Annotated in this window: 22 protein-coding genes and 1 tRNA gene; 4 read left to right on the top strand and 19 right to left on the bottom strand. The window is 22.9% G+C overall.

Features of this window, described 5'->3' with window-relative positions:
* Together mutL and H0H41_RS00440 are read left to right on the top strand one after the other, a co-directional pair.
* Positions 1–1758 carry a DNA mismatch repair endonuclease MutL gene (gene mutL / locus H0H41_RS00445; protein ID WP_185872295.1) on the top strand — a complete coding sequence of 586 codons (1758 nt, stop codon included), beginning with the start codon at positions 1–3 and terminating at the stop codon, positions 1756–1758.
* Positions 1755–2450 carry a rhomboid family intramembrane serine protease gene (locus tag H0H41_RS00440; RefSeq protein ID WP_185872294.1) on the top strand — a complete coding sequence of 232 codons (696 nt, stop codon included), beginning with the start codon at positions 1755–1757 and terminating at the stop codon, positions 2448–2450. The genes mutL and H0H41_RS00440 overlap by 4 nt, the downstream gene beginning before the upstream one ends.
* Positions 2451–2458: 8 nt before the next feature.
* On the opposite strand, the gene lepB is transcribed toward H0H41_RS00440, so the two are convergent.
* Both lepB and dapB read right to left on the bottom strand, forming a co-directional pair.
* Complete coding sequence (gene lepB / locus H0H41_RS00435) at positions 2459–3850, bottom strand: signal peptidase I (RefSeq protein WP_185872293.1); 1392 nt, start codon at positions 3848–3850, stop codon at positions 2459–2461.
* 10 nt (positions 3851–3860) lie between these two features.
* Positions 3861–4565 carry a 4-hydroxy-tetrahydrodipicolinate reductase gene (dapB, locus tag H0H41_RS00430; RefSeq protein ID WP_185872292.1) on the bottom strand — a complete coding sequence of 235 codons (705 nt, stop codon included), beginning with the start codon at positions 4563–4565 and terminating at the stop codon, positions 3861–3863.
* Positions 4566–4641: 76 nt separating this feature from the next.
* On the opposite strand from dapB, the gene H0H41_RS00425 reads away from it, so the two are divergent.
* Positions 4642–4728, top strand: a tRNA-Leu gene (locus tag H0H41_RS00425).
* A 12-nt stretch (positions 4729–4740) separates the two neighbouring features.
* Here H0H41_RS00425 and ilvA read toward each other — a convergent pair.
* From ilvA to atpB, 15 genes are all read right to left on the bottom strand, one after another.
* The gene (gene ilvA, locus H0H41_RS00420; RefSeq protein WP_185872291.1) at positions 4741–6006 is read right to left on the bottom strand and encodes a threonine ammonia-lyase; all 1266 of its coding nucleotides are present in this window, start codon (positions 6004–6006) and stop codon (positions 4741–4743) included.
* Positions 6007–6056: 50 nt separating this feature from the next.
* Complete coding sequence (ilvC, locus tag H0H41_RS00415) at positions 6057–7109, bottom strand: ketol-acid reductoisomerase (protein ID WP_185872290.1); 1053 nt, start codon at positions 7107–7109, stop codon at positions 6057–6059.
* Between the two features lie 14 nt (positions 7110–7123).
* Positions 7124–7438, bottom strand: coding sequence for an acetolactate synthase (locus H0H41_RS00410; protein WP_185872289.1), 315 nt, complete (start codon positions 7436–7438; stop codon positions 7124–7126).
* Positions 7439–7463: 25 nt separating this feature from the next.
* Positions 7464–9161 carry a biosynthetic-type acetolactate synthase large subunit gene (ilvB, locus tag H0H41_RS00405; protein WP_185872490.1) on the bottom strand — a complete coding sequence of 566 codons (1698 nt, stop codon included), beginning with the start codon at positions 9159–9161 and terminating at the stop codon, positions 7464–7466.
* Positions 9162–9166: 5 nt separating this feature from the next.
* Positions 9167–10852, bottom strand: coding sequence for a dihydroxy-acid dehydratase (ilvD, locus tag H0H41_RS00400; protein ID WP_185872288.1), 1686 nt, complete (start codon positions 10850–10852; stop codon positions 9167–9169).
* 315 nt (positions 10853–11167) lie between these two features.
* Positions 11168–12355 (bottom strand): tRNA 2-thiouridine(34) synthase MnmA, encoded by a 1188-nt coding sequence (mnmA, locus tag H0H41_RS00395; RefSeq protein WP_185872287.1) that lies wholly within the window; start codon positions 12353–12355, stop codon positions 11168–11170.
* 93 nt (positions 12356–12448) lie between these two features.
* Positions 12449–13567, bottom strand: a complete 1119-nt coding sequence (locus H0H41_RS00390; protein WP_185872286.1) for a DnaJ C-terminal domain-containing protein — start codon at positions 13565–13567, stop codon at positions 12449–12451.
* Positions 13568–13579: 12 nt separating this feature from the next.
* Positions 13580–14143, bottom strand: coding sequence for a nucleotide exchange factor GrpE (locus tag H0H41_RS00385; RefSeq protein WP_185872285.1), 564 nt, complete (start codon positions 14141–14143; stop codon positions 13580–13582).
* An 85-nt stretch (positions 14144–14228) separates the two neighbouring features.
* A complete protein-coding gene (gene trpS, locus H0H41_RS00380; protein WP_185872284.1) occupies positions 14229–15221 on the bottom strand; it encodes a tryptophan--tRNA ligase in 993 nt (330 codons plus the stop codon).
* A gap of 53 nt (positions 15222–15274) precedes the next feature.
* Entirely contained in the window at positions 15275–16186 is a 912-nt protein-coding gene (gene atpG, locus H0H41_RS00375) for an ATP synthase F1 subunit gamma (protein WP_185872283.1), read from the bottom strand.
* 9 nt (positions 16187–16195) lie between these two features.
* Entirely contained in the window at positions 16196–17776 is a 1581-nt protein-coding gene (gene atpA, locus H0H41_RS00370) for a F0F1 ATP synthase subunit alpha (RefSeq protein ID WP_185872282.1), read from the bottom strand.
* A 21-nt stretch (positions 17777–17797) separates the two neighbouring features.
* Positions 17798–18355 carry an ATP synthase F1 subunit delta gene (gene atpH / locus H0H41_RS00365; RefSeq protein WP_185872281.1) on the bottom strand — a complete coding sequence of 186 codons (558 nt, stop codon included), beginning with the start codon at positions 18353–18355 and terminating at the stop codon, positions 17798–17800.
* A gap of 42 nt (positions 18356–18397) precedes the next feature.
* Positions 18398–18886 carry a F0F1 ATP synthase subunit B gene (gene atpF / locus H0H41_RS00360; protein ID WP_185872280.1) on the bottom strand — a complete coding sequence of 163 codons (489 nt, stop codon included), beginning with the start codon at positions 18884–18886 and terminating at the stop codon, positions 18398–18400.
* Between the two features lie 8 nt (positions 18887–18894).
* On the bottom strand, positions 18895–19122 hold the full coding sequence (gene atpE, locus H0H41_RS00355; RefSeq protein ID WP_185872279.1) for an ATP synthase F0 subunit C: 228 nt from the start codon (positions 19120–19122) through the stop codon (positions 18895–18897).
* A 20-nt stretch (positions 19123–19142) separates the two neighbouring features.
* Positions 19143–20204, bottom strand: a complete 1062-nt coding sequence (gene atpB / locus H0H41_RS00350; RefSeq protein ID WP_185872278.1) for a F0F1 ATP synthase subunit A — start codon at positions 20202–20204, stop codon at positions 19143–19145.
* A gap of 165 nt (positions 20205–20369) precedes the next feature.
* Between atpB and H0H41_RS00345 the strand changes: the two genes are divergently transcribed.
* Entirely contained in the window at positions 20370–21515 is a 1146-nt protein-coding gene (locus H0H41_RS00345) for a trans-sulfuration enzyme family protein (protein ID WP_185872489.1), read from the top strand.
* Here the strand turns inward: H0H41_RS00345 and cysS are convergent.
* Together cysS and folE are read right to left on the bottom strand one after the other, a co-directional pair.
* Positions 21507–22964, bottom strand: coding sequence for a cysteine--tRNA ligase (gene cysS / locus H0H41_RS00340; protein ID WP_185872277.1), 1458 nt, complete (start codon positions 22962–22964; stop codon positions 21507–21509). The genes H0H41_RS00345 and cysS overlap by 9 nt on opposite strands.
* Positions 22965–22977: 13 nt before the next feature.
* On the bottom strand, positions 22978–23628 hold the full coding sequence (gene folE, locus H0H41_RS00335) for a GTP cyclohydrolase I FolE (RefSeq protein ID WP_185872276.1): 651 nt from the start codon (positions 23626–23628) through the stop codon (positions 22978–22980).
* Positions 23629–23717 lie beyond the last annotated feature (89 nt).

Genomic DNA, 23717 nt, shown 5'->3' with positions numbered 1-23717 from the left:
ATGAAAGATATTATTCAATTTTTGCCTTTTAACGTTATTAGTCAAATAGCGGCAGGGGAAGTTATTCAACGACCTTCTTCTGTACTAAGAGAACTTATAGAAAATGCAATAGATGCAAATGCAAAAATTATCGATGTCTTTATAAAAGATTCAGGAAAAACATTAATTCAAATAGTAGATAATGGAGATGGAATGAGTAAAAATGATGCAAAAATGAGTATTCAAAAATATGCTACTTCAAAAATAAAAAAAGAAAATGACATTTTTAAAATTAATACAAAAGGATTTAGAGGAGAAGCTTTAGCTTCTATTGCTATCATTTCTCAATTAGAAATACAAACTAAAAATAATGAAGATATAGTAGGAACACATCTTATTGTAGAAGATGGAAAAATAAAAGAGGAAATTTCTTTAAATATGCTTAAAGGAACAAGAATTTCTGTAAAGAATATTTTTTATAAATTTCCTGCTAGAAGGCAATTTTTAAAATCTTCAAGAATAGAATTTCAGCATATTGTTCATGAATTTTATAAAATAGTTATAGCACATAGAAATATTCTATATCGTTTTTATCATAACGATAAAATTCTTTTTTATTTTCAAGAAACTTCTTTAAAAGAAAGAATAAAAGAAATTTTTAAAAAAGAAAATAAATTAACGCCAATTATAATAAATACAAATAAAATTTTTGTAGAAGGATTTGTTAGTGTTCCAAATACTTCTATAAAAAAAGGAGATCAATTCATATTAGTAAATAATCGTTGTGTTACACATTTATTTTTGCATAAAAAAATTATTCATTCTTATAATGGTTTTGTGAAAGATTTTAAAACAATTTCTTATTTTATTTTCATTAAAATCGATTCAAGTTTAGTAAATTGGAATATTCATCCCACAAAAAAAGAAGTTAAATTAGAAAAAGAAGATATTATTGGTTATATGATTCAAAAAGAAATAAAAAAAATTTTATTTTATCAATATGAAGTAAAAAATAAAGAATTGAAAAATTCAAATATTTCATTTTTATCTAATTCAAAAAAATCTTTTTTAAATGATTTTTCTTTAAAAAAGAATATTTTTTTAACAAAAAAATTATCCAATTATATTTATAATGAAAAAAAAATTATTCAATTAAAAAATTCATTTTTATTTAATGATTTTTCTTTAAAAAAGAATATTTTTTTAATAAAAAAATTATCCAATTATATTTATAATGAAAAAAAAATAAAAACTTTTCAAATTCATAAAAAATATATAATTTTTACATTGAATAATGAATATACTATATTAGTAGATCAACATAGAGCACATAGAAATATATTATTTGAATTTTTTTTAAGAAAAAAAAACTTAATAAGTCAACAATTTTTTTTTCCTATAAAAATAAAATTGATGAAAAAAGAATTGATTTCTTTAAAAAATATAGAAAATGATTTAATTTATTTCGGATTTCATTTATATTTTTGTAATGAATCAGTTTATTTACATTCTATACCTGAAAATATACATAAAAATATATTGGTAAAAATTTTTCAAAATATTTTAAAATATAATTTTATTAAAGGAGAAAAAAATAATAAAAAAATACTTATTCAATCAATATCAAAATCTGCATCTATAAAATACGGAACAGAGTTATATCCTGATAAAATGGAATGTTTAATTAGGGATTTATTTTCTTGTCATAATCTAAATTATACAACATTTTCTAAAAATCCTATATTTTTTGTTTTTAAAAAAATTTTTTTGAAAAAGTGAATTTTTATATAAATCTTAACTCAGATGCTGTAAAACATTTAATTAGTATTAATATACTTATATATACAGCTACTTTTGTTTTTTCACAATATAAGATAGAAAGTATACTTTCTTTATATCATCCTTTTGATGAACATTTTAAACTATATCAAATTGTAACTCATATGTTTATTCATTCTAAACGTCTTTTTTTACATATCATTTTTAATATGTTAGCTTTATTTATGTTTGGAGGTCAAATAGAAACTTTATTAGGAATAAAAAAATTTCTAATAATATATTTTTTTTCAGGAATTTTTGCTGCGTTATTTCAAATAATTTTTAATACTAGTGTAATGTATTATTTTATTCAAAATTTAGATTTTTCACAATCTAAAATAATATTATATTATTTAAATGAAGAACAAAGAATGAATCTTTATAATTCTATGTATTCTCCTATGATGGGATCTTCTGGTGCAGTAAGTGGAATAGTAGGAGCTTTTGCTAAATTTTTTCCAGAACATAAAATTTTTATTCTTCCTTTTCCTTTTCCAATTGCAGTTAGAAAAGCTCTTATTATTTTTATTTTTGGAAGTTTAATTTCATCTATTTTTAATTTAGCTCCTGGAGTTGCTCATTTTGCACATATTGGAGGAATTGTTTCTGGTTATTTTATAGGAAGTTTTTTTTTTATAAAAAGAAATTTTTAAAGTATATTTTATTTTATTATTTTCATAATACGATTTAAACGTAATTTCCAATTAAATAAATTTAAAGGATTTTTTCTATCCCAATCTATACTCATCCATATAAATATAGGTTTCCCTACTATATGATTTTCTGGAACAAAACCCCAATAACGAGAATCATATGAATTATGTCTATTATCTCCCATCATAAAATAATAATTATTTTTTATTTTATAATACCTTTCTGAGGGTACATTAATTTTTTCTCCTTTTTCATAAGTAATAATTTCGTTATAAATATGAATATTTTTTAAATTTAATTTAATTAATTCTCCTTTTTTTGGAATATGTAATGGACCAAAAAAATCTCTATTCCAACCATAATTATTTGGAAATATAGAATATTCTTGATAATTAATTGGAAAAATATTTTTTTTTATAAAAACTATATTATCAAAAAAATTTTTTATTTGAATTACTTTTTTTTCGGTTAACATAATTTTATAAAAATATTCATCATTTTTTTCTTCAATTAATTCAATATCTTCAATATCCATTTTATTTTTAAGATATTCTATGTTTAAAGGAATATTTTCCGTTTTAACAAAATAAGCTTGTTGTTTTTTTTCAAAAAATTTTTCTTTTTTTTGATTTATAAATAAAACTCCTTCTTTTATAGAAATTAAATCACCTGGTAATCCTATACAACGTTTAATATAATGATCTTTTTTATCTATAATTTTATGATTAAAATCTTTTGGAAAATTAAAAACAACTATATCATTTCTTTGTATAGATTGAATAGGAGAAAAACGAAAATAAGGCCATTGTAAAATAGATATGTAAGATTTTATATTTTTATAAATTTTATTATGTGTAAAAGGAATAGAAATAGGGGACATTGGCATTCGTAATCCATAATGAATTTTACTGACTAATATAAAATCTCCTACTAATAAAGTTCCTTCCATAGAAGAAGTAGGAATAACAAAAGGTTGAATTATATAAGTATGTGTTATAAAAGAAAATATTATAGATAATAATATTCCTGTATTATCTTCTTTTTTTATTTTTTCAATTTTTAAAAATTGAATTTTTTCAAAAAAATTTATATAATAAATATATATACCTGCAGAAAAAAGTAATAATATTATATCTTTTTTTGTTCCTTTTCCAAAAGAACGAATTAAATCTATCCACAAAATAAAAAGTAAGATAATACTTGTTAATGGATTTAATAATAGTATCATATACCATATAGATCTACCATAATTTTTTAAAAGAATAAAAATATTATATATAGGAATAAAAATTTTCCAAAAATTTATTCCTGCTTTTCTACAAAGTTTCCATGTTCCTAAAACATGAATAATATATTCAAAAAATAAAAAAATACCACTTAAAATAAAATATTGGTACATAAAATGATTTTTATATTCCTAAAACATCTTTCATAGAAAAAATTCCTTTTTTATTTTTTATCCATTCTGCTGCTATCACAGCACCAATAGAAAATCCTTCTCTATTATTAGCTTTATGTTGTATTTTTATATTTTCTATTTTAGATTCATATATAACAATATGTGTTCCTGATACATTTTCAAATCTTTTTGAAATAATTAATATTTGATCTTTTGTTTTTTTTTTATCTAAAATCCATGTTTTTTTCATATTATTTTTAATAATATCATTTGCTAATGAAATTGCAGTACCACTAGGTTTATCTACTTTTTCTTTATGATGAATTTCCTCAATTTTTACTTCATAATTTTTAGAATATGGAAATAAAAATTTTGATAATTTTTCATTAATTTTAAAAAAAATATTCATTCCAATACTAAAATTGGAAGAATATAAAAAAGATCCATTATTTTCTTGACATATTTTTTTAATAATTTCAAATTTATCTAGCCAACCTGTAGTTCCACATACTGTAGGAATGTTATTTTCTATACAAATTTTTATATTATTAAAAGCTGAGTTAGGTTGACTAAACTCTATTGCAACATCAGAATTTTTTAATAAAGATGGAGTCGGAGTTCCATCATAAATTAATGAAATTTTATGATTTCTAATTTTTGCTATTTTTTCTATGGATTTCCCCATTTTTCCATACCCTATTATTGCTATATTCATAGAATTTTTTTAAATTTATTTAAAGATAGATTATATTTTTTTTTAATAAAATTTCAATAATTTTTCTTTTTTTTTAGCCCACGTGGTGAAAATGGTAGACACGCCACTTTGAGGGGGTGGTATCCAATATTAGGATGTACTGGTTCAAATCCAGTCGTGGGTATTATCAATAAAATTATATTAGAATACGAAATAAATCTGGATCTTTATTTAGATATTGAAAATGAACTTTATATTTTTTCATTCTTCCTAATAATGCCGAAAATTCATTTTTATCTGCTAATTCTATTCCTATTACAGCAGGACCTTCTTCTTTGGAAGTTTTTTTAGAATATTCAAAATAAGCAATATCATCTTTTGGACCTAAAATATTATTAACAAATTCTTTTAAAGCACCAGATCTTTGTGGGAATTTAACAATAAAATAATGCTTTTTTTCTTCATATAAAAGAGATCTTTCTCGTATTTCTTCCGTTCTAGTGATATCGTTATTACCACCACTTAAAATACAAACAATAGTTTTTCCTTTTATTTTTTCAGAATAAAAATCTAATACGGCTATTGAAAGAGCACCAGCTGGTTCTGCTACAATAGCTTCTAAATTATATAAGTCTAAAATAGTTGTACAAACTTTTCCTTCTGGAACTGTTTTAATATCGTATAATATTTGATTACATATATTAAAATTCAATTCTCCTACTTTTTTAACTGATGCCCCATCAATAAATCTATCTATTGTTTCTAATTCTATAATTTTTCCTTTTTTTAAAGAAAAACTCATAGATGGAGCTCCTTGAGGCTCCACTCCTATAATTTTAGTTTTTGGACTAAATTCTTGAAAATGACTTCCTATACCAGAAGCTAATCCTCCTCCTCCAATAGGAATAAAAATGTAATCTATATTTGAAATGGATTGTTGTAAAATTTCCAAACCAACAGTAGCTTGTCCTTCAATAATTTTAATATCATCAAAAGGATGAATAAAAATTTTTGAATTTTTTTTACAATCCTTTATTGCCTCATAACTAACAGCATCAAAAGTATCTCCAATAAGAATTACTTTAACATATTCTTTTCCAAACATTTTTACTCTTTCTACTTTTTGTTTTGGAGTTGTACTAGGCATATAAATTTTTCCTGGAATTTTTAATATGTGACAAGAATATGCCACTCCTTGTGCGTGATTTCCTGCACTAGCGCATACAATTCCTTTTTTTAATTCTATTTTAGATAAACTTTTTATTTTATTATAAGCACCTCTAATTTTATATGAACGTATAATTTGTAAATCTTCTCTTTTCAAAAAAACATTAGCTTTATATTTTTCTGATAAAATAGAATTTCTCTGTAACGGAGTTTCATAAATAATATCTTTTAATACATGTTTTGCTTTGATAATATCTTCATAAGAAGGAAAGTATCCTTTAAATTTTTTTTTCAATTTATTTAATAAATGGTGGTAAAAATATTATTAATATTTAAAATAATAAATTATTTATTATGTTTTTTTTCTGGTCTAAGATTGCGAATAATAGATCCTACTTCCCATAATTCACTTTTTCTAAGATTTTTTAATTCTTTTTTTAATTTTATTCTATAATCTATATCACTATTAGATTTTATAATTCTTTTAGCCTCGTTTCCAGAAGAAACCTCATTATATAATTCTTTAAATATTGGTAATGTGGCATCTCTAAATTTTCTCCACCAATCTAAAGCTCCTCTTTGTGCTGTTGTAGAACAATTTTCATACATCCAATCCATTCCATTTTCTGCTACTAATGGCATTAAACTTTGAGTTAATTCTTCAACTGTTTCGTTAAAGGATTCTGAAGGAGAATGACCTTTTTCTCTTAAAATTTGATATTGTGCAGAAAAAATTCCTTGTATAGCTCCCATTAAAGTTCCTCTTTCTCCTACTAAATCAGAATATACTTCATTTTTAAAACTTGTTTCAAATAAATATCCAGATCCAATTCCTATTCCAATAGATAATGTTTTATCTAAACTTTTTCCACTATAATCTTGATAAATAGCATAACTTGAATTAATTCCTTTACCTTGTAAAAAAAGTCTTCTTAAACTAGTTCCTGATCCTTTAGGAGCTACTAAAAAAATATCTATATTTTTAGGAGGATATATTTTTGTTTTTTCATCAAAAGTTAATCCAAATCCATGTGAAAAATATAAAGATTTTTTTTCAGTAAGAAATTTAGAAAGAATAGGCCAAAAAGAAATTTGTCCAGCATCTGATAAAAGATACATAATTATACTCCCTCTATCAGAGGCTTCTTCTAAAGAAAAAAGATTTTTTCCTTCTATCCATCCATCTTTAAGTGCTTTTTTCCAAGAATTTGAATTTTTTCTTTGTCCTACAATGACGGAAAATCCATTATCTCTTAAATTAAGAGATTGTCCTGGTCCTTGAACTCCATATCCTAGTACAGAAATAGTTTCTTTTTTTAATATTTCTTGAGCTTTTGATAATGGAAATTCTTCTCTTGTTACAATATTTTCTTTTATTGATCCAAATTTAATTTTCATGATTTTTATTTAATTTAAGATGTTGCTAGTGGTAAATCTATTTTTTTCCATAAATTTTTTCTGGAATTTTTTTCTTCTATTTTAGAATAATAAACATGAATAATTCCAATTAATTTTTCAATTAATTTTTTGATTTTAATTAATTGTTCTTCTTGACATTCTAAATCTAGAACATATTGAAATTGAATAATTCCAGTATTTTTATTTTCATTACTAGAAACATTTATATGATTTGTTTTTAAATTTTTTCTATTTAATATAATAAGTATTCTACTCAATAATCTTGTTTCTTTCTCTCCTAAAATTATTATTCTGAATTGTTGCTTCATGATATATAAATATTTTTTTAATTAATTATGTTAAACGAATTTTATCTACAGATGCTCCTGAAGGAATCATAGGGAATACATTGTCTTCTTTTTCTATTAAAACTTCTAATAAAAAAGCTTTTTCGTTATTCAATGTTATTTTTACAGATTCCTTTAATTCTTCTCTTTTTATGACTTTTTTTGCTTTTATATTATAAGCATTAGATATTTTTATAAAATCTGGATTAATTAATTCTGTACATGAATAACGTTTATCAAAAAATAACTGTTGCCACTGACGTACCATTCCTAAAAAATTATTATTTAATAAAATTATTTTTATAGGAATCTTATTTTGTAAAATAGTTCCCATTTCTTGTATAGTCATTTGAATTCCTCCATCTCCAATAATACAAATAACTTGTCTATTTTTTGCTCCTAACTTAGCTCCTATTGAAGCTGGTAAAGCAAAACCCATTGTTCCTAATCCACCAGAAGTTATTTGACTTTTTTTATAAGTAAAATTAAAATATCTTGAAGCTATCATTTGATGTTGTCCTACATCAGTTACAAGAATAGCATTTTTTTGTTTATATTTATTAATCCATTTAATAACTTCCCCCATAGTCATTCCTTTTTTTTTTGGATTTATATCATTTTGTATAACTATAGTTTTTTCTTTTTCTTGAAGATTATAAAATTTTTTTTTCCATTCTTCATGATTAGATTTATTGACATAGTTCATCAATTTTATTAAAGAAAATTTACAATTTCCTAAAATTGGAATATGACATAATATATTTTTATTAATCTCCGAAGAATCAATTTCTAAATGAATGATTTTAGCTTGTTTTGCATATTTATTTACATCTCCTGTCACACGATCATCAAAACGCATTCCTATTGCAATAAGAACATCACATTGATTTGTTAAAATATTTGGAGCATAATTTCCATGCATACCTAACATTCCTACATATAAATGATGATTTGTATCTAAAACACCTAATCCTAATAAAGTACTAGCTACGGGAATTCCTGTTTTTTCAATAAATTTTTTAAATTCTTCTTCTGCTTCAGCTAATATTACACCTTGACCTACAAGAATTAAAGGTTTTTTAGATTTATTTATTAAATTTGCAGCTTCTATTATTTTTTTTTCTTCTAGAGAAGGATATGGATGAAAATTTTTTACGTATTTATAACGTTTATTATAATAAAATTCAGATTTTTGAAATTGAGCATCTTTAGTTATATCTATCAATACAGGACCTGGTCTACCTTTTTTAGCTATAAAAAATCCTTTTTGAATTGATTCACAAATATCCTCAGCTTTAAATACTTGAGTATTCCATTTAGTTACAGGAAGAGAAATATCGATAATATTTGTTTCTTGAAATGCGTCAGTTCCTAATAAATAAGAAGATACTTGACCAGTAATACAAACAATAGGGGTACTATCTATTAAAGCATCAGCTAATCCAGTAATTAAATTTGTTGCTCCTGGACCTGAAGTAGTAAAACATACACCTATTTTTCCAGTTGCTCTAGCATATCCTTGTGCTGCATGAATTGCTCCTTGTTCATGACGCATTAAAATATGTGAAATAAAATTTAAATAATCATGTAAAGAATCATAAATAGGCATAATAGCACCACCTGGATAACCAAATATATATTCTACTTCTTCATTTAATAGTGTTTTTATTACTATTTCTGAACCTGGAAATAATTTTTTTTCCATATCAATTACAATTGATCTGTAATACATCCTTCAGATGCTGAAGATACCGTTTTTATATATTTATATAAATATCCTTTTTTAACTTTTAATAAAGGAGGACTCCATAGGTTTTTTCTTTTTTGTATTTCTTGGTCTTCTACTTCAAGAGTAATAGTATTATTTTCTGCATCTATTGTAATAAAATCTTCATTTTGTATTAAAGCTATTAATCCTCCAGATTGTGCTTCAGGAGTAATATGTCCAACAACAAATCCGTGTGATCCTCCTGAAAATCTACCATCTGTAATAAGAGCTACTTTTTTACCTAGACCAGATCCCATAATGTAAGATGTTGGTTTTAACATTTCTGGCATTCCAGGTCCTCCCATTGGACCAACATATCTAATAACAATTACAACTCCAGGTAAAATTTTATTATTCAAAATAGCTTGATTAGCTTCTTTTTCTGAATTAAAAACATTAGCTTTTCCACGAAAAATAGTCCCTTCTTTTCCAGTAATTTTAGCTACTGATCCTTGTGGAGAAAGATTTCCATATAAAATTCTAATATGTCCATTTTTTTTAATAGGATTATATAAAGGATGAATAATTTTTTGATTAAAAGTTATATTCGGAACATTTTTCATATTCTCATATAACGTTTTTCCCGTAACAGTTATACAATCTCCTGATAATATTCCTTCATTTAATAAATATTTTATAATAACAGGCATTCCTCCTATATACATATGAATATCCTCCATTAAAAAAATTCCACTTGGTTTTAAATTTCCAATAAGAGGAACTTGATTGCTTATTCTTTGAAAGTCTTTTAAAGAAAAATTAATATTTGCAGATTTAGCAATAGCTAAAAAATGTAAAATTAAATTTGTAGAACCTCCTAAAGCCATCGCTAATTTTACTCCATTCTCTATAGAAGATTTAGTTACGATATCTTTTGGTTTTATTCCTATTTCTAAAAGTTTTTTAATATATATAGAAACTTCTTTACATTCTATTTTTTTATTTTCACTTATAGAAGGAGATGAAGATGAATAAGGGAGCATCATTCCCATAGCTTCTAAAGCAGAAGCCATAGTATTTGCGGTATACATACCTCCACAAGCTCCTGGACCTGGACAAGAATTTTTAACAATATTTTTGTACTCTTTTTCGGTGATTTTACAAGTATTTTTTTTTCCTAAAGCTTCAAAAGAAGAAACAATATCCAATTTTTTACCATTATAATAACCTGAAGAAATACTTCCACCATATACTATAATAGAGGGACGATTCAATCGAAGTAGTGCAATCATAACTCCTGGTATATTTTTATCACATCCAGGAATAGCAATTATTCCATCATAATAATGTGCATTAACTACTGTTTCTATACTATCCGCTATTAATTCTCTAGAAGGTAAAGAATATCTCATTCCTGATGTCCCCATAGTAATTCCATCACTAACACCAATAGTTGTAAATTGAAATCCTATTAAATTTTGAGATAAAATCGATAATTTTATTTTTTTAGCTAATTTATCTAAATGCATATTACAAGGATTTCCATCGAACCAATTGCTTACTATTCCTATTTGAGCTTTACAAAAATCTAATTCTTTCATTCCTGTAGCATATAACATAGCATGTGCAGCTGGTAAATTTGGCTCATTTGTTATATTTTTACTAAAATTGTTAATCCTTTTTTTCATGAGATATTTTATAAATCAAAAAGCCCTACTGATTAGTAGGGATAAAAAAAATAATACTCAATTTAAAATTGAATATATTTTCCATAAAAATCCATTCAAATAATGAATTATATAATATGCAAAAATATGAAAAAAATAGATTATATAAAAGAATTTTTTAGGTATTTATTTTTATAAAATAATCATTTTTATAATTAATTTATGAATATATTGTAAAGTTTATAATCATAAATTCTATCTACAACGTATTATTGTTAATAATAAAAAAAAATAGTTTTTTTTTAAAAAAAATTAAATTTTTAAATTTTTAAAAATTTAATAAATAATTCCTGATCCTATCAATTCCTTTCCAAGATACCAAACAGCAAATTGTCCTTCTGTTATAGCACATTGCATTTTTTCAAATTCAATAAACATTCCCTTTTTTATTTTGTATAATTTGGATTTCTGTAATGGTTGTCTATAACGAATTCTACAAAATACATCCATTTTTTCTCCTTCATTAATACTCAAATCTTCCCTTAACCAATGAATATTTTTTTCTTGAATAAATAAATATTTTCTATATAATCCTGGATGTTTTTTACCTATTCCAGTATAAACAATATTGTTTTTAACATCGGTTTCAATAACAAAAAGAGGTTCTGAATAACCACCTAAAGATATTCCTTTACGTTGACCTTTAGTAAAACAATGAGCTCCTTGATGATATCCAATTACTTTTCCATCTGATTTTTTATATTTTTTTTTTCTAGATAAAAAAAATAATTCTTCTTCCTTAGAAAAAAAGGATTTATTTTCTTTATCTATAAAAGAATCAGTTGTAATACAAATTACCTCTCCTTTTTTAGGAAGAATTTTTTTTTGTAAAAATTTTGATAATTTAATTTTACCTACAAAACAAAGACCTTGTGATTCTTTTTTATGAGCGTTATGTAATCCATTTTGATGTGCTATTTTTCTAACTTGATTTTTTGTTAATAATCCTAATGGAAATAAGGATTTTTTTAATTGATATTGCGTTAATTGACATAAAAAATATGATTGATCTTTATTAAGATCTTTTCCTATTAAAAGACGATAAATTATTTTTTTATTTTTTATAATTTTTTTTTTATATACATAATGTCCTGTAGCAATACAATCCGCTCCTAAATCAATAGCTTTTTTTAAAAAAAAATTGAATTTAATTTCTCTATTACATAATATATCTGGATTAGGAGTTTTTCCTAAACTATATTCATTAAACATGTAATTAATTACATATTTTTTATATTCATTTTTCATTTCAATTACTTGAAAAGGTATATTTAATTGTTGAGACACCAACATAGCATCAATTATATCTTCTTTCCAAGTATTACATTTATTATCAACATAATCTTCCTCTTCCCAATTATGCATAAATAAACCAATAACTTTATAACCTTTCTTTTTAAGAATTAATGCAGCGACACTTGAATCTACTCCTCCTGAAAGTCCAACTGCTACTATTTTTTGCATAAATTATTATTAATATGATAATTATTATTTTAATAAAAATAAAAGAATATTAATATATAAAATTTATGCAAAAAAAAATATTTTTCTTTTTTTTTAAAAAAACATTTCTCTTACACGATCAAAAAATGATTTTTCTGAATTACCGGGATGTGGAAAAAAATTTTCATTTTTTCTCATTTTTTCAAAAAATTTTCTTTGTTCATCATTAATTTTTTTTGGAGTCCAAACATTAACATGAATAAAAAGACTTCCATATCCATATCCTTCAATATTAGGTAATCCTTTATTTTTTAATCTAAGAGTTTTTCCTGATTGTGTTCCTGCATCTATTTTTATTCTTGCTTTACCATTAATAGTTGGAACCTCTTTTGAGGCTCCTAATATTGCATCTGGAAAAGAAATATACAAATCATAATGAAGATTAATTCCTTCTCTTTTCAATTGATTATGAGGAATTTCTTCAATTAATACAATTAAATCTCCAGAAATTCCTCCAAATGGAGCTTCATTTCCTTTTTCAGAAACTTTCAGTTGAATTCCTTCTGTAAGTCCTGCTGGAATTTTAATATTAACCAATTCTTCTTCTTTAATTAATCCATGTCTATTAGCTCCATAAGGTATATTTTCAATATTTTTTCCAGTACCTGAACATATATGACATTGAGAAGTTGTTTGCATTCTTCCTAAAATAGTATTAGTAATACGTATAATTTGACCAGTTCCATTACAAGATGAACAATTTCTAAATTTTATTCCTTTGGCTATTTTTAATCTTTTTACTTTAACTTTTTTGTCTATTCCATGAGCTATTTCTTCTAGTGACAATTTTACTTTTATTCTTAAATCACTTCCTTTAATAGTTTTATGACGATTAGATCTTCCAAATCCAAAACTAGAAAATCCTTCTCCAAATGCATCTGCAAAAATATCTCCAAAATTCGTAAAAATATCTTCCATATTCATTCCTGAACCAGAAACACTTTCTTTCACACCAGAATGACCAAATTTATCATAACGTTTTCTTTTTTCTGTATTACTTAAAACTTCATAGGCTTCAGCGGCTTCTTTAAATTTTTCTTCTGCTTTTTTTTTATTATCCAAATTTTTATCTGGATGATATTTTATTGCTAATTTTCGATAAGCTTTTTTAATTTCTTCTAAAGAAGCATTTTTAGAAATTCCTAATACTTCGTAATAATCTTTTTTTACCATGAAGATAAAAATTTATTTTCCGGTTATAACTTTTGCATGTCGTATGACTTTTTCCTTAATAATATATCCAGCTTCTATAATTTCTATAATTTTTCCTTTTAAATTTTCTGTAATAACTGGAACTTGTGAAATAGCATTGTGTAAATCTGTATTAAAATCATCTCCTTTTTTAATTTTTATTTTATTTAATCCTTTTTCTTTTAAAATTTTAATCAATTTTTCTTGTATTAAAAAAATTCCTTGAACTAAATATTCATCTTTATATTTTTTTAACTCTTTAATTCCTCTTTCAAAATCATCTAAAATTGGAATTAAATCTATAAAAATTTGTTCATGAACTGTTATAAAAATATCTAATCTTTCTTTTTTAATACGTTTTTTATAATTTTCAAATTCTGCAAAAAGACGTAAAAACTTATTTTTTTCTTTTTCTAATTCTTCTTTCAAAAATTGTATTTCTTTTTTCAATGGATCCTGTATTTCATCTGAACAAGAAAAAGATCCAACATTACAGGCATCATTAGATGAATTAGATGAATATGATTGTTTTTCAGTATTTTTTTGATGAATATCCATAATTAAATATTTTCAACATAACTATATTAGTTAAAAAGCAAAAGATTTGCCATAATTTATTTCTGTCATTATGACATTAATTTTATTAAATTAAAGGGTTTAATTTCAAATATTTTCTAATTTTATTCAACCTTTCACTAGCTATTTTTTTTGCTTTTTTAGCACCTAAAAAAAGAATATGATCTAATAAAGATTCCTTTTTTATAAAAGAAAAAAATTTTTTTCTTTCTATTGCAAATTTAGAAATTATAAGCTCATACAAAGCTATTTTTGCATCATTATATCCATATCCTCCTTTTTTATATTTTTCTTTCATTTTAACAATTTTATCAGAAGTTGCTATTAATTTATATAAAGACATTATATAATCTGTTTCAGTATTTTTTTTTTCTTTTAAAGATTTATTATCTGTACGAATACTCATAATTTGTTTTTTTAAAATTTCATCTGAAGAAAAGATGTTAATCAAATTATTTTTCGATTTACTCATTTTTTCTCCATCTATTCCAGGTACAGACATAGTTTTTTTTTGTAAAAAAGCATTAGGTAATGAAAATAATTTAGTACCTATTTTTTTATTAAAAGAATTTGCTATTCGTCTAGCTATTTCTATATGTTGTAATTGATCTTTACCAACAGGAATAATTTTGGCATTATAAAGTAAAATATCAGCAGCCATTAAAATAGGATAAGAAAATAATCCTAAACTAATTTTTTCTTTATTTTTTTTTTGAATTTCATTTTTAAATGAATGAGCTAATGTCAGTCTTTGATAGGGATAAAAACAACTAAAATACCAAGCTAATTCCGTTACTTCTGAAATATCAGATTGTCTATAAAAAAAACAATTTTCTGTATTTAAACCAAAAGCTAACCATGCTGCTGCAATTTGATAAATATTATTTTTTATTGTTTTAATATTATTTATTTGAATCATAGAATGTAAATCTGCTATAAATATAAATGAAGAATCTTTTTTATTTTTATTAGCAATATTGATTGATGGAATTATAACACCTAAAATATTTCCTAAATGAGGAGTTCCTGTACTTCTAATTCCTGTTAATATTTTTTCCATAATTATTTCATAATATACAATCTATTTATAAAAAAAATAAAATTGATAATAATTTATTTTTTTTCATTTAAAGATTCTAATCCACTAATAATTTCAAGTATTTCTTTTGTAATTATAGTTTGTCTTTCTTTATTATAATTTAATATTAAATTATTTTTTATATCCAATGCATTTTCTGTGGCTTTATGCATAGATATCATACGTGCTGTGTGTTCTGATACAGAAGATTCTAAAAAAATCTTTAATAATTTTGTATTTATAAATTTGGGTATTAAATAATCAAATACTTCCTTTTTAGAAGGTTCTATAAGATAATTAATTTCTGTTTTTTTTCTTTTTTTTTGAAAATTTTCAATATTTATTGGAAGTAATTTTTCTATAATTACTTCTTGAAATAAAGAATTTTTTAAATTATTATATATCAAATAAATAGAATAAAAATCTTTTTTTATAAAATTTAAAATTAATTTTTTTGTTAAAAATTTAATATTATCATGAATTATAGTAAAATCATCTATTAAATTAATCCAATTATTTTTTTTATCATAAATTTTATATCTTTTTCTTAAAAAGTCAAATCCTTTTTTTCCAATTGAAAAAAACATACATTCATTATATGAATAATTATTTTTTTGAAATAAAAAATTAATTTTTTCAAAAATTGATGAATTAAAAGATCCGCATAATCCACGATTAGAAGTAAATACAATAAATAATTTATTTTTTTGAATATTTTCTTTTTTTTCTATTAAAAAAAATTTATTTTTTTGAATATTTTCTTTTTTTTCTATTAAAAAAAAATCTGAAAAAAGTAATTCTATATGATCTGAATAATTTTTAACATTTATTAATAAATTTTTAGTTTTTTTTAATTTTACAATAGAGATCATTTTCATAGCTTCCGTCGTTTTAATAACTGATTCTATAGATGATATTCTTCTTTTAATCTCTTTTGGATTAGACATAAAAAAAAATTAGGATACGTATTTTTTACTTAATTCTAAAGCTACTTTTTCTAATATTTCAGATATTGAATCATCAAATATTCCATTTTTTAATGAAATTAATAAATCTTTATGTTTTTCTTTTAAATAAAAAAGATATTCTTTTTCAAAATTTGAAATTTTATCAATAGAAACATTTTTTAAAATATTTTTAGTTCCAATATAAATTATGGCTATTTGATCTGCTATATCATACGGAGAATGAGGCTTTTGTTTTAAAATTTCTATATTTATTTTTCCTTTTTTTATAATTTCCATAGTAGATGAATCTAATTCAGAACCAAATTTTGAAAAAGATTCCAATTCTCTAAATTGAGCTTGATCTAATTTTAGAGTTCCAGATATTTTTCTCATTGATTTAATTTGAGCAGATCCTCCTACACGAGAAACAGATATACTTTCATTAATTGCGGGACGTACTCCAGAATGAAATAAATCTTTTTCTAAAAAAATTTGTCCATCTGTTATAGAAATGACATTAGTAGGAATATAAGAAGATATATCACCAGACTGTGTTTCAATAATAGGTAAAGCTGTCAAAGAACCTCCTCCTTTTACCATTTTTTTAATGGATTCTGGAATATCATTCATTTTTTCAGCCATTTTTTGATCTTTAATAATTTTAGATGCACGTTCTAAAAGACGAGAATGTAAATAAAAAACATCTCCTGGATAAGCTTCTCTACCAGGAGGACGTCGTAATAAAAGAGAAATTTCTCTATAAGAAACAGCTTGTTTTGACAGATCATCATATATTACTAAAGAAGAACGACCAGTATCACGAAAATATTCTCCAATAGAAGTACCTGAAAAAGGAGAAAAAACTTGCATAGAAGCTGGTTCAGATGAGTTTGATGAAACTATTATTGTGTAAGGCATAGCTCCTTTTTCTTGTAAAATGTTTGCTATTCTAGCAATAGTAGAACCTTTTTGACTAATAGCTACATAAATACAATAAACCGGATTATTTTGTTCATAAAATCTTTTCTGATTAATGATAGTATCAATAGCTATTGTTGTTTTTCCAGTTTGTCTATCTCCAATAATTAATTCTCTTTGTCCTTTTCCTATAGGAATCATGGAATCTATAAATTTAATTCCAGTTTGAAGAGGTTCTTTCACAGGTTCCCTGTAAATAACACCTGGAGCTTTTCTTTCTAAAGGCATATCAAACAATTTTCCTTCTATAGGTCCTTTTCCATCAATAGGATTTCCTAATACATTAATAACACGACCTAACATACCTTCTCCAACTTTTATAGAAAAAACTTTTCCTGTTCTTTTAACTATATCTCCTTCTTTTATATTTTTTGATGAACTAAGCAAAACAATACTAACATGATCTTCTTCTAAATTAAGAACTATTCCTTTTATTCCATTATTAAATTCTACTAATTCTCCATAAAAAGCAGAATTTAGACCAACAGATCTAGCTACTCCATCTCCTACTTGAATAATAATACCAGATTCAGATAATTTTGATTCAAATTTAAAATCTAATAATTGTTCTTTAAGAATCGATGATATTTCTGAATATTTTAAATCTGACATATAAATAAAATATTTATTTAATTAATATTTAAAATTTTTTTTAATATAATATAATTGACTTTTAATACTAAAATCCCATTCTTTGTATCCTATCCGCAATAAAATACCTCCAATAATAGATTTATCTATTTGATTAATGATTTGAAATTGTTTTTTTTGATACTTAGGATTAAGTTTTTTAATTTGATATATAATCATTTTTTGTATATCGATACTTAAATAAAATGTAGAAATAATAATACATTTTATAAAACCTTTTTTTTCCTCTTTATATATTTCTTGATATTTTAAAAAAATTTCTTTTAAAAAAGTTTCTCTTTTTTTTAAAATTAAAAGTTTTACAAATTGAAAAAGTGAAATATCAAAAGGATAAAGAATTTTTTTAAAAATTTCTATTTTTTTTTTAGAATTTAATAATGATGTATTAATAATTTTATTTAAATATGAATGATTATATAATAAATAAGATATTTTTTTTACTTTTTTATAAAAAAAATCATTTAAATTATTATTATTCATGATAGAATATTCAAAAAAAATTCTAGCGTAATGTTGAATTATTTTTTTATTTAAAAACATTTTTATTTATTTAAAATATTCCATCAAATTTAAATTAGTTAATTAAGATAATTTATCTACCAATTCTTTTATAAATTTATATTGTTTGTTTATTTGAGATAACTCTTGTTTTAATATTTTTTCAGCTATTTTTACAGAAATATCTCCTATTTGATTTTTTAAATCAAAAATAGCAGCTTTTCTTTCTATTTGAATACTTTTTTTTGTTTCTTCTATAATTTTTTTTTTTTCAATTATACTTTCTTTTTTTGCTTCTAATTTTATTTTTTCCTTAATTTGAATAGCTTCTTTTAAAATCATATCTCTTTTTATATGAGTTTCTTTTAATATTTTATTTTTTTGATTTTCTACATTTTTTAATTCATTTTTTATTTTATATGCATTGTTAATAGACATTTCAATTTTTTTTTCTCTTTGATCAATAAAATTCATAATTGGCTTCCAAGCAAATTTGGAAAGAAATAATATAAGAGTTACAAATATTATAGTATGCCAAAAAATCAATCCAATAGAAGGAGTAACTAAATCCATTTTTATTATTATTTAAATACAGCTAGTAATGTAGTTACTATTCCAAATAAAGCGGCTCCTTCAATCAATGCAGCTGCAATAATCATCGCATTTTGTATTTTTTCTGAAGCTTCAGGTTGTCTAGCAATAGCATCCATTGCAGAACTTCCAATTCTTCCAATTCCTAATCCAGCTCCTATTACAGCAATTCCTGCTCCTAAAGCAGCTAATCCAGAGTAAGTTAAATCTATATCCATATAATTTAATTAATTAATTTTTAATGTGTTTTACTTTCATAATTTTTAACAGACATTCCTATAAGTAAAGAAGATAAAGTAGTAAAAATAAAAGCTTGTAAAAAAGACACCATAATTTCTAACATAGAAATAAAAAAACCGAAAATTATGGAAAAACCGGCTATAAAAAAATTTTGAAAAATAAAAATAAGACAAATAAAACTTAAAATAATTATGTGACCAGCAGTAATATTAGCAAATAAACGAATACATAAAGTTAATGGACGAATAAAAATTCCAATAAACTCTATAATAGCTAATAAAAATTTAATTATTATTGGGACCCCTGGTGTCCAAAATGTATGCTTCCAATAACTTTTACTTGCATTTATATTAGTTATTATAAATGTAGTTATAGCTAAAACAAATGTTATATTTATATTTCCTGTAATATTTGGAAATACTGGAATAAGACCCATCAAATTATTAAATAATATAAAAAAAAATGATGTTAATAAAAAAGGAAAATATTTCTTATATTTTTTTTCTCCAATATTTGGAATTGCTATTTTATCACGTATAAATAGAATTAAAAATTCTAAAAAAATACCAAAACTCCATTTAATTTTATCATTTTTATAGCTATGTTTCATTCGAATAAAAAGGTAACATAATAAAAAAAAAGAAATAAAAAGAGCGATTACATTTTTTGTAATAGAAAAATCCCAAGGTTTATTATTCATAGGAATCCCTTTTGAATTTAAATAAATTATTCCAATAGAATTAGTATTATATATTTTTCCATGAAAAATTTTATAATATCCATATTTTCCTTTAACTATTTTTCCATTTGATAATTTGTATGAAGAAAAAATTTCTAAACCATGATTACGATTCCATAAAATAATAGGAAAATATAAAATAATTCCATTATTGTGATTTCCTATAATATTCCATTCATAAGAATCATTTATATGTTCAAAAATTGTATGAGATATATTTATTTTATTTTTCTTATCCTTATTTATATCATCAAGTGTATTACTTGTATTTTTATATAAAAATAAAGATAAAAATAAGAATAATAAATTTTTTGAAATCATTTACTTTATAATCAAAAAATAGGAAACAAATTTATATTTTTTTCAAAAAAAAAGTATTATTTTTAATGAAAATAATTTTTCTAATAAAAATTGTATTTTCATTTTAAGTACATTTGTATTTTTATTTACATACAATTTTATTATGAAATTTACAATACAATGATAATGAAGGAAGAAACAAAGCTCATTCAAAATATTTTATCAGATCCTCTTACAGGAGCTATTTCAACACCAATATATCAAACATCAACTTATGTACAGGAATCTCCTGGAGTTCATAAAGGATTTGATTATACAAGAACAAATAATCCTACAAGAAAAATATTAGAACGTTTAATTACTGATTTAGAATACGGTTATGCTAGTTTAGCATTTTCATCAGGTTTAGCATCTATAGATGCTGTTTTAAAATTATTAGAATGTGGAGATGAAATTGTAGCTGTTGATGATATTTATGGAGGAACTTTTCGTTTATTGAATTTGTATAAAAAATTAGGAATTAGTACTAAATTTGTAGACACAACTAATGCAGAAAAAGCTATATCTGAAATTTCTAATAAAACAAAATTAGTTTGGCTAGAAAGTCCTACAAATCCTACTTTAAAAATATCTGATATAAAATATATTAGTAATAAATCTAAGAAAAAAAATTCCAAAATATTGGTTGTAGTGGATAATACTTTTGCTTCTCCTGCTATTCAAAATCCTCTTAAGTTAGGTGCAGATATTATCATTCATAGTGCTACAAAATATTTATCAGGACATTCTGATGTGTTAGCTGGATTGATTACAGTAAAAAAACCAGATTTATATGAAAAATTGAAATATATACAAAATGCAAGTGGAGGAGTATTGTCTCCTATTGATTGTTGGTTAACAATTAGAGGTTGTCAAACTTTATTTTTACGTATTAAAAAACAATCTAAAAATGCGTTTCAAATTGCTTCTTTTTTAGAAAAGAAAAAAAATTCCTGTATTGATAAAGTTTATTATCCTGGATTATCAAATCATAAAAATCATTTAATAGCAGTTAAACAACAAAGATATTTTGGAGGAATTGTTTCTTTTAGTTTAAAAAATGATACAATAGAATCAGCAAAAAAAATTGTTACATCAACTAATGTATTTAAGTTAGCAGAAAGTTTAGGAGGAACAAAAAGTTTAATTTGTCATCCATCAACTATGACTCATAAATCTACTCCTTTAAAAATTAGAATGAATGCTGGTATACAGGATTCTCTTATTCGTTTATCTATGGGAATAGAAAATGTAGAAGATCTTATAGAGGATATAGATCAAGCATTAAAATAATTTTTCATCATGTAATGATATTCCTATGTATGATAGTTCTTTACGAATTCTATCCGAAATAATCCAATTTTGTTGTTTTCTTGCTTCCATATGAAATTTAATTAATCGATGGATAAGTATTCTTAGTTTTTTTTCAGAACTAAGATAGTTATTTTCTATTTTTTTTTCTTTTTCTTGAAGACCTAGAATATCAAAAACAAAATGAATCATATATTTTTTCAATAAATTTATGTTATGTTTTTCTATATTTATATCATTTATAGAATGAATAAAATGAGTAGCTTTAAATAAATAAGAAATTAATAATGGAATATTAAAATCATCATTAATAGCTTTATGACAATCATTAATCCAATGAGATACATCAAAAATATTATTATTTTTTTTTGATATTTTTGGAGAAAAATTTTTTAATATTTTTATAGAATTCATAATTTTATTATATCCTTTTTCTGCATTTATAAGTCCTTGATTTGAAAAATTCATAACACTTCTATAATGAGATTGCAACATAAAAAATCTTAGAATGCTTGGAAAAAAAGGTTTTTTATAGGATTGAATGATATCTTTTATTTCTAAAAAATTTCCTGTTGATTTACTCATTTTTTTACCATTTAAAGTTAACATATTAGTATGCATCCAATAATGAGCAAAATTACTTTTATTATTATAAATAGCTTTAGCTTGTGCTAATTCACATTCATGATGAGGGAATTTTAGATCAATACCACCTCCATGAATATCAAAAGTCTCTCCTAAATATTTTGTACTCATAACAGTACATTCTATATGCCAACCAGGGAATCCTTTTCCCCATGGAGAATTCCAATTCATAATATGACTAGAAGAAGCCTTTTTCCAAAGAGAAAAATCTTGTGGATTTTTTTTTTCTAATGAAAAATTTAATTTTTTTTTGAAAAGATTATCAATTTTATTCTTACTAAGAATTCCGTAAGAATATAATTTTTCATATTCTTTCAAATTAAAATAAACAGAACCATTTACTTCATATGCTAAATTTTTTTCAATTAATTTTTTAATCATATCTATTTGTTCTATTATATGACCTGTAGCTGTTGGTTCTATATTTGGAGGTTGAACATTTAAAATATTTAATAAATTATGGAAAGAAAGAGTATATTTATGAACTACCTCCATAGGTTCTATTTTTTCTATACGAGATTTTTTAGAAATTTTATCTTCTAAATCATTTTCTAAATGTCCAACATCAGTAATATTTCTAACATAACGAACTTTATAACCTAAATATTTTAAATAACGAAAAACAATATCAAATGATATGAAAGTTCGACAATTTCCTAAATGTAGGTTATTATAAACTGTAGGACCACAAACATAAATTCCTACATATTTTTTATGAATTGGTTTAAATAATTCTTTTTGACCTGTTAAAGAATTATATAATTTTAAATTATATATTTCATTCATATTTTTTTTTTCTTTAAGAAATTTTAATATGATGTAGAAATTCTCTTCGAATTTCTGAATTTTTTTGAAAAGATCCTACTAATTTAGTAGTAATAGTGCTACTATCTATATCTTTAATTCCACGAGAATTTACACATAAATGTTTTGCTTCTATAACACAAGCTACATCTTGTGTATGTAACATTTTTTGTAAAAATTCAACAATTTGTATAGTTAAACGTTCTTGAATTTGTGGTCTTTTTGCATAAAAATTTACAATTCTATTAATTTTAGAAAGTCCTACAACTTTTCCATTAGAAATATAACCAACATGAGCTTTTCCTACAATTGGAAGAAAATGATGTTCGCAAGTAGAATAAACTGTTATATTTTTTTCTATTAGCATTTGATTATATTTATATTTATTTTCAAAAATAGAAATATTAGGAGTATTATTTGGATTAAGTCCACTAAATATTTCTTGAATAAACATTTTTGCAACACGTTTTGGAGTACGACGTAAACTATCGTCGTTCATATCTAAACCTAATATTTTCATAATTTGAAAAAAATATTTTTCTATTTTTTCAATTTTTTCTTTATCACTCATTAAAAAAATATTTTTATGTAAATAATTTTCATTATTTATTAAATTTTTTAAAAATTTTTTATTTTTTTCTTCCATGCATAGAATGAACTTAATCCATATAAAAACAAAGTTACGAAAAGGATTATGGATGTATATTATTTATGTTTTTACTATTATTTTATTTT

This window comes from Blattabacterium cuenoti (assembly GCF_014252255.1).
Taxonomy (GTDB): Bacteria; Bacteroidota; Bacteroidia; order Flavobacteriales; family Blattabacteriaceae; genus Blattabacterium; species Blattabacterium cuenoti_J.
This window is presented reverse-complemented; position numbering and strand designations above follow the sequence as displayed.